At 72.7% G+C, this 14,244-nt stretch carries 17 protein-coding genes and 1 tRNA gene; 4 read left to right on the forward strand and 14 right to left on the reverse strand.

The window, feature by feature from the left end; all coding sequences use genetic code 11:
- Window positions 1-9 precede the first annotated feature (9 nt).
- The 6 genes from OG811_RS27130 to OG811_RS27155 form a co-directional block, all read right to left on the reverse strand.
- Window positions 10-342 carry a small basic family protein gene (locus tag OG811_RS27130; RefSeq protein ID WP_030327710.1) on the reverse strand — a complete coding sequence of 111 codons (333 nt, stop codon included), beginning with the start codon at window positions 340-342 and terminating at the stop codon, window positions 10-12.
- Entirely contained in the window at window positions 339-1,283 is a 945-nt protein-coding gene (locus tag OG811_RS27135; protein ID WP_406069758.1) for a DUF881 domain-containing protein, read from the reverse strand. Before OG811_RS27135 ends, OG811_RS27130 begins: the two co-directional genes overlap by 4 nt.
- Window positions 1,280-1,912 carry a CDP-alcohol phosphatidyltransferase family protein gene (locus OG811_RS27140; protein ID WP_406069760.1) on the reverse strand — a complete coding sequence of 211 codons (633 nt, stop codon included), beginning with the start codon at window positions 1,910-1,912 and terminating at the stop codon, window positions 1,280-1,282. Before OG811_RS27140 ends, OG811_RS27135 begins: the two co-directional genes overlap by 4 nt.
- A 293-nt stretch (window positions 1,913-2,205) precedes the next feature.
- Entirely contained in the window at window positions 2,206-2,670 is a 465-nt protein-coding gene (locus tag OG811_RS27145; protein ID WP_406069762.1) for a MarR family transcriptional regulator, read from the reverse strand.
- A gap of 51 nt (window positions 2,671-2,721) precedes the next feature.
- Window positions 2,722-3,900, reverse strand: coding sequence for a PP2C family protein-serine/threonine phosphatase (locus OG811_RS27150; protein ID WP_406069763.1), 1,179 nt, complete (start codon window positions 3,898-3,900; stop codon window positions 2,722-2,724).
- Between the two features lie 71 nt (window positions 3,901-3,971).
- On the reverse strand, window positions 3,972-4,718 hold the full coding sequence (locus OG811_RS27155) for an SAM-dependent methyltransferase (protein ID WP_406069765.1): 747 nt from the start codon (window positions 4,716-4,718) through the stop codon (window positions 3,972-3,974).
- 116 nt (window positions 4,719-4,834) lie between these two features.
- On the opposite strand from OG811_RS27155, the gene OG811_RS27160 reads away from it, so the two are divergent.
- The 3 genes from OG811_RS27160 (at window position 4,835) to OG811_RS27170 (ending at window position 6,473) form a co-directional block, all read left to right on the forward strand.
- A complete protein-coding gene (locus tag OG811_RS27160; RefSeq protein ID WP_406069767.1) occupies window positions 4,835-5,716 on the forward strand; it encodes a universal stress protein in 882 nt (293 codons plus the stop codon).
- 71 nt (window positions 5,717-5,787) lie between these two features.
- Complete coding sequence (locus tag OG811_RS27165; RefSeq protein ID WP_110566860.1) at window positions 5,788-6,000, forward strand: phosphatidylethanolamine-binding protein; 213 nt, start codon at window positions 5,788-5,790, stop codon at window positions 5,998-6,000.
- On the forward strand, window positions 5,997-6,473 hold the full coding sequence (locus OG811_RS27170; protein WP_406069769.1) for a hypothetical protein: 477 nt from the start codon (window positions 5,997-5,999) through the stop codon (window positions 6,471-6,473). The genes OG811_RS27165 and OG811_RS27170 overlap by 4 nt, the downstream gene beginning before the upstream one ends.
- Here the strand turns inward: OG811_RS27170 and OG811_RS27175 are convergent.
- Both OG811_RS27175 and OG811_RS27180 read right to left on the reverse strand, forming a co-directional pair.
- Entirely contained in the window at window positions 6,470-6,781 is a 312-nt protein-coding gene (locus tag OG811_RS27175) for a hypothetical protein (protein WP_406069770.1), read from the reverse strand. The genes OG811_RS27170 and OG811_RS27175 overlap by 4 nt on opposite strands.
- A gap of 11 nt (window positions 6,782-6,792) precedes the next feature.
- A complete protein-coding gene (locus OG811_RS27180) occupies window positions 6,793-8,412 on the reverse strand; it encodes an IS1634 family transposase (protein WP_406067849.1) in 1,620 nt (539 codons plus the stop codon).
- Window positions 8,413-8,530: 118 nt separating this feature from the next.
- Between OG811_RS27180 and OG811_RS27185 the strand changes: the two genes are divergently transcribed.
- Window positions 8,531-9,181 carry a hypothetical protein gene (locus tag OG811_RS27185; RefSeq protein ID WP_406069771.1) on the forward strand — a complete coding sequence of 217 codons (651 nt, stop codon included), beginning with the start codon at window positions 8,531-8,533 and terminating at the stop codon, window positions 9,179-9,181.
- A gap of 5 nt (window positions 9,182-9,186) precedes the next feature.
- Here OG811_RS27185 and OG811_RS27190 read toward each other — a convergent pair whose 3' ends face one another.
- The 6 genes from OG811_RS27190 to OG811_RS27215 form a co-directional block, all read right to left on the reverse strand.
- Entirely contained in the window at window positions 9,187-9,372 is a 186-nt protein-coding gene (locus OG811_RS27190; RefSeq protein ID WP_036410487.1) for a hypothetical protein, read from the reverse strand.
- Between the two features lie 70 nt (window positions 9,373-9,442).
- Complete coding sequence (locus OG811_RS27195; protein WP_406069772.1) at window positions 9,443-10,720, reverse strand: hemolysin family protein; 1,278 nt, start codon at window positions 10,718-10,720, stop codon at window positions 9,443-9,445.
- A 79-nt stretch (window positions 10,721-10,799) separates the two neighbouring features.
- Window positions 10,800-10,997, reverse strand: coding sequence for a hypothetical protein (locus OG811_RS27200; protein ID WP_406069773.1), 198 nt, complete (start codon window positions 10,995-10,997; stop codon window positions 10,800-10,802).
- Window positions 10,998-11,056: 59 nt separating this feature from the next.
- A complete protein-coding gene (gene selB, locus OG811_RS27205) occupies window positions 11,057-12,811 on the reverse strand; it encodes a selenocysteine-specific translation elongation factor (RefSeq protein ID WP_406069775.1) in 1,755 nt (584 codons plus the stop codon).
- Between the two features lie 2 nt (window positions 12,812-12,813).
- Window positions 12,814-14,118, reverse strand: a complete 1,305-nt coding sequence (selA, locus tag OG811_RS27210) for an L-seryl-tRNA(Sec) selenium transferase (RefSeq protein ID WP_406069777.1) — start codon at window positions 14,116-14,118, stop codon at window positions 12,814-12,816.
- A gap of 21 nt (window positions 14,119-14,139) precedes the next feature.
- Window positions 14,140-14,235, reverse strand: a tRNA-Sec gene (locus OG811_RS27215).
- Between the last annotated feature and the right edge of the window lie 9 nt (window positions 14,236-14,244).

The raw sequence follows: 14,244 nt of genomic DNA on the forward strand, positions 1-14,244 counted from the left end.
CAACCCAACCTACGCCCGGAACAGGTGCCGACGGATCGCCGCCACGTTGCCGAAGATGCGCACACCCAGCACGACAACCACACCGGTGGACAACTGCCCGCCCACCCCCAACTGGTCACCCAGATACACGATCAGACCAGCAACCAGCACATTCGAGATGAACGACACCACGAACTGCTTGTCGTCGAAAATGCGGTCCAACCTGGCCCGCACACCACCGAACACCGCGTCCAACGCGGCCACCACCGCAATCGGCAGGTACGGCTGCAATGCCGCCGGCACCGTGGGATCAAGCCACACACCGAGCACCACACCGGCGAGCAACGCCAGCACCGCGATCATCGGCCACCTCCGGAGGGGCTAACGGTCGTCGTCGAACCGGACGACCCGGGACTGCCGGACCGGACACCCGACGCGGAAGGGCTCGGACTGACCGACGGCTTGGCGTAGCGTAGCTGCGGCTCCGCAGCCGCCGGCAGGGTGAGGTCATCCGACTCCCGCACACCGAACGACAACCCGGTCTTCTGCGCGACCTCCCGCATCAGCGCCGCGTTACGGCTGTCCTCGAACGCGCGCCGCATCGAACCCGGCCCGATCGCCGACACCTCGTACGGGCCGGTCACCGGCCGGAAATCCACCAGCATCGCCTCACCCGCCGACCGGATCGTCGACGTCGACGTCAACCGCTGCCCGTTGATGGCGATCGCCTCCGCGCCGGCACTCCACAACGCGTTCGCCACCCCCTGCAGGTCGCTGTAGAGCACCCGCGGCGGCCCGGCGCCGGCGCCGGTCACCACGTCCGCGTTGTCCGGCGCGTCCGCCAACCGCACCACCACACCATCGCCGCGCACCCGACCCAGCCCGGTGCTCGCCTCCAGGCTCCGCAGCCGGGCGGCTGCCGACCCACTCAACGCCGCGTCCCGCTGCCGACTGACCTCTTCGCGCAGCTGGTCCGCTCGCGTGGACAACCGATCAGTCTGGCTCTCCCGCTCCGTGATCTGCGCCACCAGACCGGAGCGGGCCTTGCTGCGCCCAGGCTCGTCCGCCACCGTCTGCCGGTACGCGACCGCGAACAGGAAACCGAGCAGCACCGCCACGACCAGGCTGACCGAACGTGCCGACCAGGCACGCCACCCCCGGGTCGGCTCCCTGGACGCCAACCGCCGTCGGGCAGCCGCCGCGTCCGCATACCCCGGGTCCAGCGGGTTGCGAAACAGTTCGGTGAGGAAATCCGGCGCGTACACCCGGTCCTGGCGGGGTTTCTTGGGCTGTGGCGCGCTCACGCCGCCGCTCCCGAGCCGCGCGCCGCCCGCACCAGCCGTGCCGCCTGTACGACGTACATCCCGCCGGCCACCCAGTAGAGCACCAACCCCCACCAGGCCAACCCCCAGCCGATGGCACTCGCTGCCGTCGCCACGTCGGTCACCGCGGTGGCCAACAGCAGCACCGGGAACGCCGCGAGCAGCAGGAACGTGGCGGTCTTGCCGACGTAGTGCACCGGCGGCGGCCCGTAACCGAAGCGACGCAGCACCGCCAGGGACCCGAGCAGGAGCAGTTCACGGGCCAGCAGTGCCGCCGTGAACTGCCAGGGCACCACGTCCCGCGCGGTGAAGGCGACCAGGGTGGCAAGAATATAGAGCCGATCGGCCAGCGGGTCGAGCAGCTCCCCGAGTCGGCTCACCTGGTGCAGACGGCGGGCGATCCAACCGTCGACCCAGTCGGTGGTGCCGCCGATGGCAAGCACGACGAGCGCCGCCACGTCGGCCCGTGCGACCAGGAACAGGTAGAGGAAGACCGGCACGCCCAGCAGCCGAACGAAGCTGATCAGGTTGGGCAGGGTGAGCACCTGGTTGCCGGGGGTCTGGTCGTCGATGTCCCGCGGTTGCTCTGCCCGAGCCGGCCGACGCGACACCGATCCTCCTCCACGGCACGCGGGCCCCCGGCCGACGCGGGGCGCGGCTGAGGGTGGTACGCGCTGTCTGGCCGGCCACCGCCGGCTCCCCTGTGGCCCCGGTTGGGGCCCCTTCCCCTGATGCGGCCCGCGATCATCGATGATCGCGGGCCGGGTAAGTGCGCTGTCACTATATCGGGCTTCCCTTGGCTTCCCGGATGCCGCCGGGTGCGCCCCGGTGCGGCTGTGCCGCACTGTGGTGTGGATCACCACGCGTAGAGCGTCCTAGGACACTAGTGGAAGGTGGGTGGCGCTCAGGCCGTCTGGACCGCGGAATCGGTCTGCTGCTCGGGCACCGGCTGGGTCGCCGCCCGAGCGAACGCGACCAACGCCAGCAACAGGTCGTGCTGCATCCGCGCCGGCATCCGATCCAGCACCACCTGCACCGCGCGCTGCCGCCGCTCGGCCAACTCCCCCAGCAGGGCCAGTGCGGCAGCGGTCGGCACCAACCGCACCTCACGCCGATCCCGTGGATCGGCCACTCGGCGCAACAACCCGGTTGCCTCAAGCCGGTCGCACAGGCGGCTCGCCGACGAGGGCACCACGTCCAGCAGCTCCGCCAACCCGTTGACATTGGTCTCCTGCCGGCTGCTGATCAGCGCCAGCACCCGCAGCTGGGTGGGCGGCACCTGGGGTCGCGACGACGCCGAGTCGAGGACGGCGATCAGTGCCTCGGCAGCCGCGTCGATCGCCGCGGCGAGATCCGTAGATCGCTCCACCCGATGTCCCCTGCCGTCGTCGCGCGGGTGCCTGCCCAGCGGCGGCGACCCTCACCCGCTACTCCGCTCACCCGGACCGTGCCAGTCCAGACAGACCACGACGGCGTCGTCGCGCAGATCGGAGTCCGCGTGGTAGGCATGTAATTCGCGCATCACCGTACCAACCGCTTCGGCTGGCGGCTGCAAGCGCGTGGCGCGCAGGGAACGTGCCATCACCCGCTGCCCGTACGGCTCCTGGCCGGGCGGCTCGGCGGCCCACACCCCGTCGCTGACCACGAAGAGGCGATCACCCGGCGCGAGGTGCAACTCCTGCAACTCGTAGCGGGTCTCCGCGAACATGCCCAGCGGCAGCTGCTGATCCAGTTTCAACGGCTCCACCACGGACCCGCGCATCCGCAGCATGTGCGGGGATCCCGCGTCGACCGCCCGGACCCGGCCGGTGCGAGTGTCCACCTCGAGCAGCAGAGTGGCCACGGACCGGCGGCCCCGGTGTTGGTAGAAGACCGTGTCCGAGGCAAGCTCGGCCTGCTCCACCAGGCCCCCACCGGAGCGACGCGCGTTGCGCATCGCGTTCACCGTGACGGCGGTCAGCATCGACGCGGCCAGGCCACTGCCCTCGCCGTTGAGCACCGTCAGGGTGAGACGGTCGCCGTCCAGGGACCAGTCGAAGTGGTCCCCACCCACCGTGTACGCCGGCTCAAGCTGGCCGGCCAGATCGAACGCGTGGTGCGCCACACTGCGACCGGGCAGCAGGTCCCACTGCATCTCGGCGGCCATCGTCAGTCGCTCGCGACGGCGGGCCCGCCGGTAGCGGTCGGTCTCCCGGTCCGCCGCGCGCATCGCCACCGCCAAGGTGCCGGCGATGTCCGTCGCGCGGCCGGTGACGGCCGGACCCGGTACGGCGGGTAGCTCGATCAGCAGCACGCCCAGCCGCTCCCCCCACACCGTCAACGGCAGGTAGAGCCGGCACGGGCCCTCGCCGGCGCTGTCGCGCACCGGTAGCTGGCTGCTGAAGCAGCGCTGCGCCACGGTGTGGCACGCCAGGAACCCGGCCGTCGGCAGGTCCGGATCAAGCACCGGCCAGAGCCCGCTGATCCGGTAGTCGGCGACGAACACGTCGGTGCGCAGCGCACCCATCGACGACCGGATCGCCCGGTCCGCCGCTTCCGCCAACTGGTCGGGCGGGGCCTCGCGCAGCGCGCGCGACACCACGTCCGGCGCGTCCACCATGGTCGCCCTCCCGAAAAGCTTGCTAAACGGCAAGCATCATACGGACGCCCCAGAACAACGATTCCGCGCGGTCAGTCACCACCGCGGGTCGCGAGCACACCATGGAACGCATCGGGCACCTGCGCCGGCGGACCCGCCGGCCGCCACTGGGCGACCGGGACGATCCCGTCCGCCGTCGGCGCCCACCGACCCAGCAGTGGCGCGAACGCCGCCGGTGAACGCATCCGGAACTGGGGCCCCATCATCGCCAGCGCCTGCGGGTGACCTGCCAACTCCTCGGTGTCGAAGTCCACGGCGAGCAGGCTGCCCGGTGCCGCGCCGGCGTACAGCTCGTCGAGGGTGCGGGTCAGCGTAGCGTCGTCGAGGAACGCGGCGAGCCCGAGAAAGACCACCCCGACCGGCCGCCGGCCCCAGCCCGGAACGAAACGGTGCAGCTGCGCCGGGTCGATCGTGCCGATGTCGGTCGCGTCACCAAAGCCGTAGCCGGCCCGGTCGCTGCCGGCGAGGATCCTCTGCCCCAGCCGGATGGCCACCGGGTCGACGTCGGTATAGAGCACGGTCGCGTCGGTGGCGACCTCATGCACATTGCCCATCGTGGGCACCCCGGCGCCGAACACCAGGAAACCGTCCACGCCCTGCCCGGCCATGGCCCGCACCGCCCGCCCCAGGAACGCCCGCAGCTCCCGGAACACCGGGGCACACGGCCCGTACGCCTGCTCGAACGCCCCCGCGGCGGCCACGTCGACGGGGAAATGGTGCTCCCCGCCGAGCCAAAAGTCGATCATGCGTGCGGTGCTCGGCTGGTCCGGTTCACCCATCGACGACGCTCCCTCCCCGGCCGGTCGTCGCCAGCGTACCGACCGGGGAGCGGTCAGCGGTATCACGGCGCGACTGTGTCTCCGCCCGCGATACTGGCCCCGGCGGGAGGTAAGCGGTGAACTCGGCGAACAGCGCGGCGGTGGTGGTCGGCGTGGACGGCTCGGAGCCGGCGCTGCGCGCTGTACGCCTCGCCGCCACGGAGGCGGCGCGCCGCCAACGGCCACTGCGGGTCGTACACGGGTTCATCTGGCCGCTGCTGCACGTGCAAACCTCCCCCGCCCCGTACACGCCGCCCGGTGGTGGGCTGCGCCACCAGGCCGAGGATCTCATCCAGGCCGCGGTGAACGAGGCCGAAGCGACCGCGCCCGGGCTGTCCATCTCCGGCGAGATCATCGACGGTGAGGCCGCCGCCGTGCTGGTGGGCGAATCCCCCACCGCCGCGCTCATCGTGCTCGGCGACCGCGGGTTGGGTGGTTTCTCCGCGCTGGTGGTCGGTTCGGTGGCGGTGCAGGTCGCCGCGTACGCCGACTGCCCGGTGCTGGTGGTCCGCGGCGCGCAACGACCCGACGAGCCGGTACTGGTCGCGGTGGACGGTTCGGAAGCCTCCCGGCTGGCGGCCGACTTCGCCGCCGAGACCGCCGTGTCGCGCGGCGTGCCGCTGGTGGCGGTGCACGCCTACCGGCACCCGGGCAGCAGCGACCCGGGCGACATGCAACCCCTGGTGTACGACGAGGCGAAGCTGCACGGCGAGCAGGAGCGGACGCTCGCCGGGTGGCTGACCGGGCTGACCGAGGACCACCGGGAACTGCGGCTGACCTGCCGGGCGGTACGCGGCCGGCCTGGTGCCGTGCTCGCCGAGGCGTCCCGCACCGCCCAACTGGTGGTCGTCGGTGGGCAGGGGCGCGGCGAGGTGACCGGGTTGCTGCTGGGGTCGGTGAGCCAGTCGGTGCTGCACCACGCGCAGTGCCCGGTCGTCGTGGTCCGGGCTCCTCGCTGAGAGCCGAGGTTGGCCTGCCGCCAGACGGGTAGACGGCGACGGTACGCCCAGACCGACGAAGGAGGCAGCAGATGCCAGGACCACGGCCGGGCAGTAACGCGTACGACAAGCAGCGGGCGCGGTTGCGCAACGCGATCGACGACTCCGGACGCCGGGTGCCCGACGGCAAGGCCAACCAGGTCGCCAACAAGATCCTCCAGGAGGATCGCGGCCAACGGGGTGTGGTGCGCGGCGACCGCACGTACGGCCCCAAGAGCGAGCGCGAACCGGGCGACCCGAAGTGAGGAGGGTCGACGTGGCCGACGGCGCCATCGCGGGCGCCGTCGGCAGCACCGCGCTGAACGTGGTCAGCTACCTCGACATGGCGCTGCGGGGACGGCCGGAGAGCAACGCCCCGCAGGAGACCGTCAACCGGCTGGCCGGGATCGCGCACGCAGACCTGGGGTCCGGGGACCGGGCGGCCAACCGCCGCTCGGGCCTCGGGCCCCTGATCGGCTACGGGCTGGGCATCGCCGCGGGTATCGCGTTCGCGCTCTACGCCGGTGGTCGGCGCCAGCCTCTGCCGATGGCCACCGGCCTGCTCGGAGCCGGCGTCATGACCATGACCGACGGGTCGATCACGGCGCTCGGGGTCAGTGACCCGCGCACGTGGCGGCGCTCCGACTGGATCTCCGACATCATTCCGCACCTCGCCTACGGGTTGACGGCCGCCGCCACCTGGAACAGGTTGCGGCGGCCGTCCGGTCGCAGTCGCTAGCGGGCGTCGCTGTCGTCCTCGGCCACCGGCTCACCGGCCGGGCCGTACGGCGACACCTGCCCCTTGGGCACCGGTCGACCCTCGTCGCCGCGCGACGAGGGTCGGTTGACCGGGTTGGGCCCCTTGCTGTCCTGGCTGGTGGCTCCCTTGGCGTTACGCCGGAGCTCCTCCTGCTGCGGGTTGACCACGGGTGTCTCCCTCCGGATACGGCAGGCGGCATCGACCGCCTCCACCGTCGGCATACCCGCCCGACCCGGCGGCATTCCGGCGCCGGGCACCGGCTCGACGGCTAGCCCTGCATTCCGCATGTCGGCGATCGTCAGCACCATTCCAGCGGATTGACGTCGAGCAGGTCGAGGATTTCGAGTTGCAGGGGTGTGGGTTGAGGGATGGTGTGTGGGTTGCCGCTGGTCGCGGGGATGAGTCTCATGCTGGCGAGGGCTTGGAAGATCAGTCGGGTGGTGGGGACGGCGGGCCGGCGGGCGTAGAGGCCGGCGACGGTGGTCCGGCCCTGTGCGCGTAGAGCTGCTCTGACCTGGCGTTCGATGAGGCTGAAGATGAGCAGCGCGAGGCAGACCACGGTGATCATGGCGGTGATCCGGCGGTTGGTCTTCAGGTAGATCGCGGCGACGGCGAGGGTGCCCTTGAACGCGGAGTAGCGGCGTTCGACGGCTTCCTGGCCCTTGTAGTGCAGCAGGACCTGGGCGGCGTCGGCCTGGTCGGCCTCCAGGTTGGTCAGCAGCGCGTACCAGCCGTCGCCGGCTGCTTCGGCATCGATCGCTTCTTGGTCGAAGTGCCAGCTCAGGGTGGGCTTGCCGGTGTCCGGATCGGTGCCGGTGGTCGTGCGCAGGTAGGCGACGACCCGGCGGGTCTTCGCGATCACGGCCAGCCGGGTTTCGACCGCGGCGGTATCCGGGTAGTGCCGTGAGCCCAAGCCCCGGGTCAGCCGGGCGAGGTCGTCGGTGGCCCGGTCGAGTTTCTTGGCCCGGGCCACCGTCGCGGCCTGCGCTCGGGCGCTGGAGTGCACGAACACCCGGCGCAGGGTGAGCACGGGATCCTTCTTGCGGGGCCCGGCCAAGGTCATGGTGTCCTCGTACACGTGCCACGTTCCCAGCGTGGCGGGGTCTTTGCCCTGGTCACGGGCAGCGACGTAGTCGACCGGGGTGGCCAGGTCCAGGTCCAGGCCGGCCAACGTTTCGGCACTGACGTACACCTTCGACGCCGGCGCCACGAACGTCACCTTGTCGGCGTGCATCGCGGCCAGGTTGTTGTAGGAGACCAGCTTCGTGTCCCCGACGATCAACAACCTGCGGGTGGTAGCGATCTCCTGCAACGCTTTCATCATCGGGATCACCTGGGCGACCTCACCCGCACCGCCGTCATACGCCCGGTGGAACACCGGAACCCCGCCGTCCGCGGCTACCGCGAGCCCGGCCTGGACCTGCTTCAAGTCAGGCCGTCGGTCTTTCGGATGCCCGAACTTCGGCACGGCGTACTCCTGCTCGGCATGCTCGTACTCGCCATACACCGAGAACGACGTCATATCCCAGTGAATTCGGGACACATCGATCCCGAACACCTCGATCGCCTGCGCGCCGACCGACCCGACGATCGAATCCACCTGCGACGCGATCGCATCCAGCGCCCGGCCGACCCGGTCATCGTTGAGCTGCTGCGGCCGCACGCCGAAGACCTCTTCGACCGCGTACCCGCCCGCCCAGTCCTGGACCCGCACAAGCGGTTCCGGCGAGGTCAACCGGTTCGCTACCAGGGCCTCGATCACCTGCCCATGCGTCAACTCCGACCGGTCATCCACCGGGCACAACCCATCGATGACATCCCGGATCCGCAACCGGGCAGCGAACGCCGCGACCACCGGCAACGACCCCAACGCCTTCTCCACCGACGGCACCGCGCCGTACCGCGCACGCTCTCTCACAGCCCGGCACGCTGCCACCGGCCGCCCTCACGACCAACCCGCCGCGCCGAACCCCACCCACGATCACCGACGTGCGGAATGCAGGGCTAGCGGGTCACCGATCGGGTATCCGGTCGGCGTGGGCAACGATCGAACGGTGGTGGAGGTCCTGCTGGACCGGCGTGGCCGCACGTACGCGGAGGAGGCCGGTATCCGGCTCTCGGACCGCCCCGGGCCGCTGTATCAGCTGCTGGTGCTCGCCACCCTGCTGAGCACCCGGATCCGGGCGTGCGTGGCCGTGGACGCCGCGCGGGAACTGTTCGCCGCGGGCTACCGCACCCCACAGGCCATGGAGGCGGCCAGTTGGCAGGAACGGGTCGACGCACTGGGCCGGGGCCACTACCGCCGCTACGACGAGCGGACCGCCACCATGCTCGGCACCGGCGCCCGACTGTGCCTGGACCGCTGGCACGGTGACCTGCGGCGGCTGCACCGGGAAGCCCAGGGCGACCCCGCTGGGCTGCGTCGACGGCTCACCGAGTTCCCCGGCATCGGCCCCACCGGCGCGGACATCTACCTGCGGGAAGCTCAGACGGTCTGGTCGGACCTGCGCCCGTACGCCGACCGTCGGACGCTGGCCGGAGCGAAGCGGCTGGGTCTGCCGGGCTCCCCGGACGGGTTGGCCGGCCTCGTGGACGAACCGGACTTCGGCCGGCTCGCCTCCGCGCTGGTGCGGGTGGCGCTCGGCGAGGAGTCCGCTGGCGAGGTCACCCGCGTCGCCGCCCGCTGAGGCGCTCACTTCACCGTCTTGTCCCCCGGGCGGGTCAGGTGCCACACCAGCAGCGCGGCGAGCAGCGCCAGGACCACCACTCCGCCGGAGATGCCCCGGCCCTCCTCGGGGCTGCGGCCGGCGCTACCGAAGTAGATCACCGCGAGGCCGGCCAGCACCGTGACGAACGTACGCAACCCTCGGTCCTTCACGTATCGCACCGTAGGCGGACGAAATTCCCCTTGTGGGCATTTGAGGCTATGTCCTCCATCCGGGTGTCGGTCAGCGTTCGGCGACGAACCCGCGCAGCCGCACCCGGCGTACCGCCCGGTCGGCGACCTCCACCACCTCCAGGGTCAACCCGGGCAGGCGCACCAACTCCCCCGGCTCATCCGGCAGGTGCCGCAGCCGAGCCAGCATCAACCCCGCCACCGTGGTGTAATCCCGGGACAACGGGAAGCTCAGCTGCACCCCGAGATCAGGCAGGTCGTGCAGCGGGAAGTCACCGGGCACCAGCAGGGACCCGTCCGGTTCCCGGAGCACCCCGCGCACATCGCGGTCGGTCTCGTCGTACAACTCACCAACCACCTCGGCCAGCAGATCCTCCAAGGTGACCATGCCGTCGACGCCGCCGTGCTCGTCGACCACCAGGGCCAGTTGCTGATGCTCCTGACGAAGCTGACGCAATGCGTCGGCGACCGGCAGGGTGACCGGCAGCAGCAGCGGCGGCCGGACCCGCTCGCCCACCGAGGCGGTGCCGGCCTGCACCAGGTCGCGGATGTGCACCACACCCAGCACGTCGTCCAACCCCGCGGAACCGGTGACCGGCGCGCGCGACCGCCCGGCGGCGGCGAGCCGCCGAACCCCCTCGTCGGCGGTCAGGCTGGCCGGCAGCGTCGTCACCTCCCGCCGGGCCACCAGGATCTCCCGTAGCGTCCGGCCGGCGATGTCGAACGCGCCGGACAGGATCTCCCGCTGTTGGGCCGACAGGCCGCGCTGGCTGGCCAGCATCTCTCGCAACTCCTCCTCGGTCATCTCCTCCCGGTTGGCCCGCGGGTCACCGCCGGCCAGCCGTACCACGGCATCGGTGGCCCGACTGAGCAGCCACACCGCCGGTCGGGCCACGCGGGCGAGCAGGTCCAGCGGGCCGGCGCTGAGCAGTGCCCAGCGCTCCGCCCGCTGCATGGCCAACCGCTTCGGGGCCAACTCCCCGAGCACCAATGTGACGAAGGTCAGCAGCACCGTCACCACGAGCACCGCGGCGGGGCGGGCCAGGCCGCCGAGGAAGCCCAGCGGGCCGACCAGCGGCCCGGCCAGCGACACCGCGGCCGCCGCCGACGCGAGGAACCCGGCCAGGGTGATGCCGAGCTGAATCGTGGCCAGGTAGCGATTCGGATCGCCGGACAGCCGCACCAGCCGATCGCCGGCGCGGGACCGCCGGCCCAGCCGCCGCAGCTGCCCCTCGCGCAGTGTCACCAGGGCCATCTCGCTGCCGGACAGCGCGGCGTTGACCAGCACCAGCATGGCCACCAGCGCCAACTGCCCGAGCTGACCGCCCATCGCGCACTCCCGTCCGCCGCCTCAGGTCACTCAACCGCAGCGAGGCCGGCTCCGGGTGCGGTTTCCGCCCGCGCCCCGCTCAGTCGGCCTCCAGTTCGTCCAGCGAGATGGCGTGGGTCATCAGCCACCGGGCCAGCGCCGACATCCCGAACAGCCAGAGCGGCACGGACTCGGTGGGGCCGTTGGTGGCGTAGATGGCGAACCGCAGGTCCGGCGCGCGGTACGCCTCGATCCGCCACTGGTGCTGCCGGTCCCGCCAGACCGCGGAAGGGTCCATGGCGTCACCGTAGGTGACCGCCGCCGACCCGGGGGCCGGTTAGCCCGGCCCCGCGGGGCTCAGGTGACGACGATCCGGGCGTCGTCGGGCAGTCGTCGGGTCACGCCCCGACGGTCCAGCAGCTCCAGCAGCGGCACCGCCACCCGGCGGGTGGTGTCCAACGCCTGCCGGGCCGCGGAGAGCGTGAACGGTTGGGGCAGCCCGGCCAGCACCCGGACCGCGCCGTCGAGTGCGTCGGGCAGCAGCACCACGTTGTCGGCCAGCCGCAGCAGGGCGCCCGCGCGCACCGCCGCTCCGATCTCCCGGGGGCCCAGACCGAGGTCGACGAGGTGGTCCGCCTCGGGGGCGCGAAACGGCCGGTCGCCGTACTCGGCGCGGACCCGTTGCACGGCCCGGGCCACCGGTTCGGGCAGCGCGTCGGCGCCCGCCGCCCCGACCCGCCCGGCGTGGATCCGCAGGGGCGGCCGGACCAACGCCTCGACCAGCACCCGGTCGGGCAGGGCGAGGCGCTGGCGCAGCGCGTCCGCCGGCATCCCGGGCTCCAACGGGTGCTCCCTGGCGTAGCGGGCGACCTCTTCGGTCAGCTGATCGCCGAGCCGCCGCCAGTGCGCGGGGTCGGCCAACCAGTCACCGGCCACCGGTGCGGCGTGCGCCGGCACACCCATCCGGATCAACGCACTGGCGCGGACCAGCCGACGGCGGCGCAGCTCACCGGCCAGGTCGGGCTGACCGTCCAGCTCGGCGAGGACCTGCGCGCGGGCCGCGGCGGCGCCCCGGCGGGCCAGCGGTGGCGGCGCCACGTCCAGCACCCGCACCCCGCCGGACACGTGGTGCCGGCCCGGGTCCCGCAGCAGTGCCCGGTCGCCGACCAGCAACGGCAGCGGGCGCGCCAGGCGCAGCCGCACGGTGTCCGGGCCGAGCGGTCGGACCCGTACCGGCACCGCCGCCGACCCGACGTGCAGGGTGAGGGTGGCCGGCAGGTCGGCCGCCGGGTCGCCGGTGAGCCGGACGTCGACGAGGTCGGAGCGGTGGAACCGGCCCGGGGTGAGCAACGCGTCGCCGCGGCCGAGCCGGTCGCGGGGCGTACCGCGCAGGTTGACCGCCACCCGGGCCACCGCCGCCGCCTCCGATCGGGCCTCGCCCAGTGCGTGCAGGCCCCGAACCCGGACCGGTTCGTCGATGCCTGCCAACTCCAGCTCGTCGCCCACCCGAAGGCGACCGGCGCCGAGGGTGCCGGTGACGACGGTGCCGCTGCCCCGCACGGTGAAACTGCGGTCGACCCAGAGCCGAACCGGGTCGTCCACCATGGGTGGCGGCAGCCGGGCGGCGAGCCGCTCCAGGGCGGTACGCAGCTCCGGCAGGCCCGCGCCCGTCAGGCCGCTGACCGCCACGGCCTCCACCGCACCGAGGCTCGTCGCGGCGATCTCGGCGCGGGCGTGGGCTGTCGCCGGCCCCGGGTCGGCCAGGTCCGCGCGGGTCACCGCCAGCAGGCCGTACGCGACTCCGAGCGCGTCGAGCGCTGCCAGGTGCTCGGCCGACTGCGGCATCCACCCCTCGTCGGCGGCCACCACGATCAGCGCCGCCGGCACCGGGCCGACCCCGGCGAGCATGTTCGGCACGAACCGCTCATGCCCGGGCACGTCGACGAAGGCGACGGTGCCGCCCGACGGCAGTGTCGTCCAGGCGAAGCCCAGGTCAATGGTCATCCCCCGGCGGCGTTCCTCGGCCCACCGGTCGGGTTCCATCCCGGTCAACGCCCGGACCACTGTCGACTTGCCGTGGTCGACGTGCCCGGCGGTGGCGACGACGAACACTCTCAGTCGTCCCCGGGGACGCGCAGCACGGCCGCCCGGACGGCCTCGTCGGCGTCGGCGGGCACACAGCGCAGGTCGAGCAGGAGTCGGCCCCGAACCACCCGGCCGAGGACCGGCTGGTGTCCGGTGCGCAGCGGCGCCGCGTACCGTTCGGGCAGGCTCAGGGCCCACGAGTCCAGTTCCACGCCGGGGGCGCCGCCTCCGCCGACGACCGCGACGGCCGGCACCACCTCCGCCTTACGGCCGTCCGCGCCGAGCCGGTCGCGTAGCCGCTCCACCCGGTGGCGCAGGGCACCCGGGTCGGCGTGCAACGCCGACCGGGTTGGTGTGTCCGGTTGGTGCAGGGTGGCGGCCAGCGCGGCCAGGGTGAGCTTGTCCACGCGCAGCGCCCGGGCCAGCGGGTGGCGGCGCAGCCGGTCGATCAGCGCGACGTCACCGAGCAGCAGCCCCGCCTGCGGCCCGCCGAGCAACTTGTCGCCGCTGGCGGTGACCAGCGCGGCGCCGGCGCGCAGGGTGCCGGCCGCGTCGGGTTCGTCGGGCAGCAGCGCATCGGGGCAGAGCAGGCCGGAGCCGATGTCGGCGACAACCGGCACCCCGAGCGTGGCCAGTTGTCGCACTCCGGTGGCGGAGGTGAACCCGGTGATCTGGAAGTTCGATGGGTGCACCTTGAGCACGAAGCCGGTCTGCGGGCCGACCGCGGCGGCGTAGTCCGCGAGGGTGGTGCGGTTGGTCGTGCCCACCTCCCGCAGCCGCGCGCCGGTGCTCTCCAACAGGTCGGGCAGGCGGAAGCCGTCCCCGATCTCGACCAGTTCGCCCCGACTGACCACGATCTCCCGGCCGGCGGCCAACGCGGTGGCGGCCAACACCAGCGCGGCGGCACCGTTGTTGACCACGTGCACGGCGCCCGCGTCGGGCACGGCGGCGGCCAGCGCGTCGAGCGCGTCCCGGCCGCGGCGGGCCCGACGGCCGGTGCTCAGGTCCAGTTCGACGTCGGTGTGGCCGGCGGCGGCCACGACAGCGGCGACAGCGGCGGGCGACAGTGGCGCCCGACCCAGGTTGGTGTGCAGCACGACGCCGGTGGCGTTGAGCACCGCGCGCGGACCGGGTGCGGGCAGCGCGGCGACCGCGACATCCCGGACCTCGTCGGGGTCGATCTCGCCACGGCGAGCCCGATTCTGTGCCCGGGTGACGACCGCCTTGACCTGGTCCCGCCCCAGCGTCGCGGTGGCCGCGGCCAGCAGCGGATCGGCGAGCAGCGTGTCGGTGCGGGGCACCCGGCGTCGCGGGTCCACCGGGCCGTCGCCCATCGCGTCATCTCCTGCCCCTGTTGGCGGAGACGGACGGGAATCGAACCCGCCTGGCCCGGGTCCCGGACCACACCGGTTTTGAAGACCGGGAGGGGCACCAGCCGCCTGAACGCCTCCATCGGACAT

It is taken from the genome of Micromonospora sp. NBC_01638 (genome assembly GCF_045209745.1).
Lineage (GTDB): Bacteria > Actinomycetota > Actinomycetes > Mycobacteriales > Micromonosporaceae > Micromonospora.

Coding starts and splice junctions, on each gene's coding strand:
- OG811_RS27130 (WP_030327710.1), bottom strand. CDS start 342: ATGATCGCGGTGCTGGCGTTGCTCGCCGGTGTGGTGCTCGGTGTGTGG.
- OG811_RS27150 (WP_406069763.1), bottom strand. CDS start 3,900: ATGGTGGACGCGCCGGACGTGGTGTCGCGCGCGCTGCGCGAGGCCCCG.
- OG811_RS27155 (WP_406069765.1), bottom strand. CDS start 4,718: ATGGGTGAACCGGACCAGCCGAGCACCGCACGCATGATCGACTTTTGG.
- OG811_RS27165 (WP_110566860.1), top strand. CDS start 5,788: ATGCCAGGACCACGGCCGGGCAGTAACGCGTACGACAAGCAGCGGGCG.
- OG811_RS27175 (WP_406069770.1), bottom strand. CDS start 6,781: ATGCGGAATGCAGGGCTAGCCGTCGAGCCGGTGCCCGGCGCCGGAATG.
- OG811_RS27195 (WP_406069772.1), bottom strand. CDS start 10,720: ATGGGCGGTCAGCTCGGGCAGTTGGCGCTGGTGGCCATGCTGGTGCTG.
- OG811_RS27200 (WP_406069773.1), bottom strand. CDS start 10,997: ATGGACCCTTCCGCGGTCTGGCGGGACCGGCAGCACCAGTGGCGGATC.
- selA (WP_406069777.1), bottom strand. CDS start 14,118: ATGGGCGACGGCCCGGTGGACCCGCGACGCCGGGTGCCCCGCACCGAC.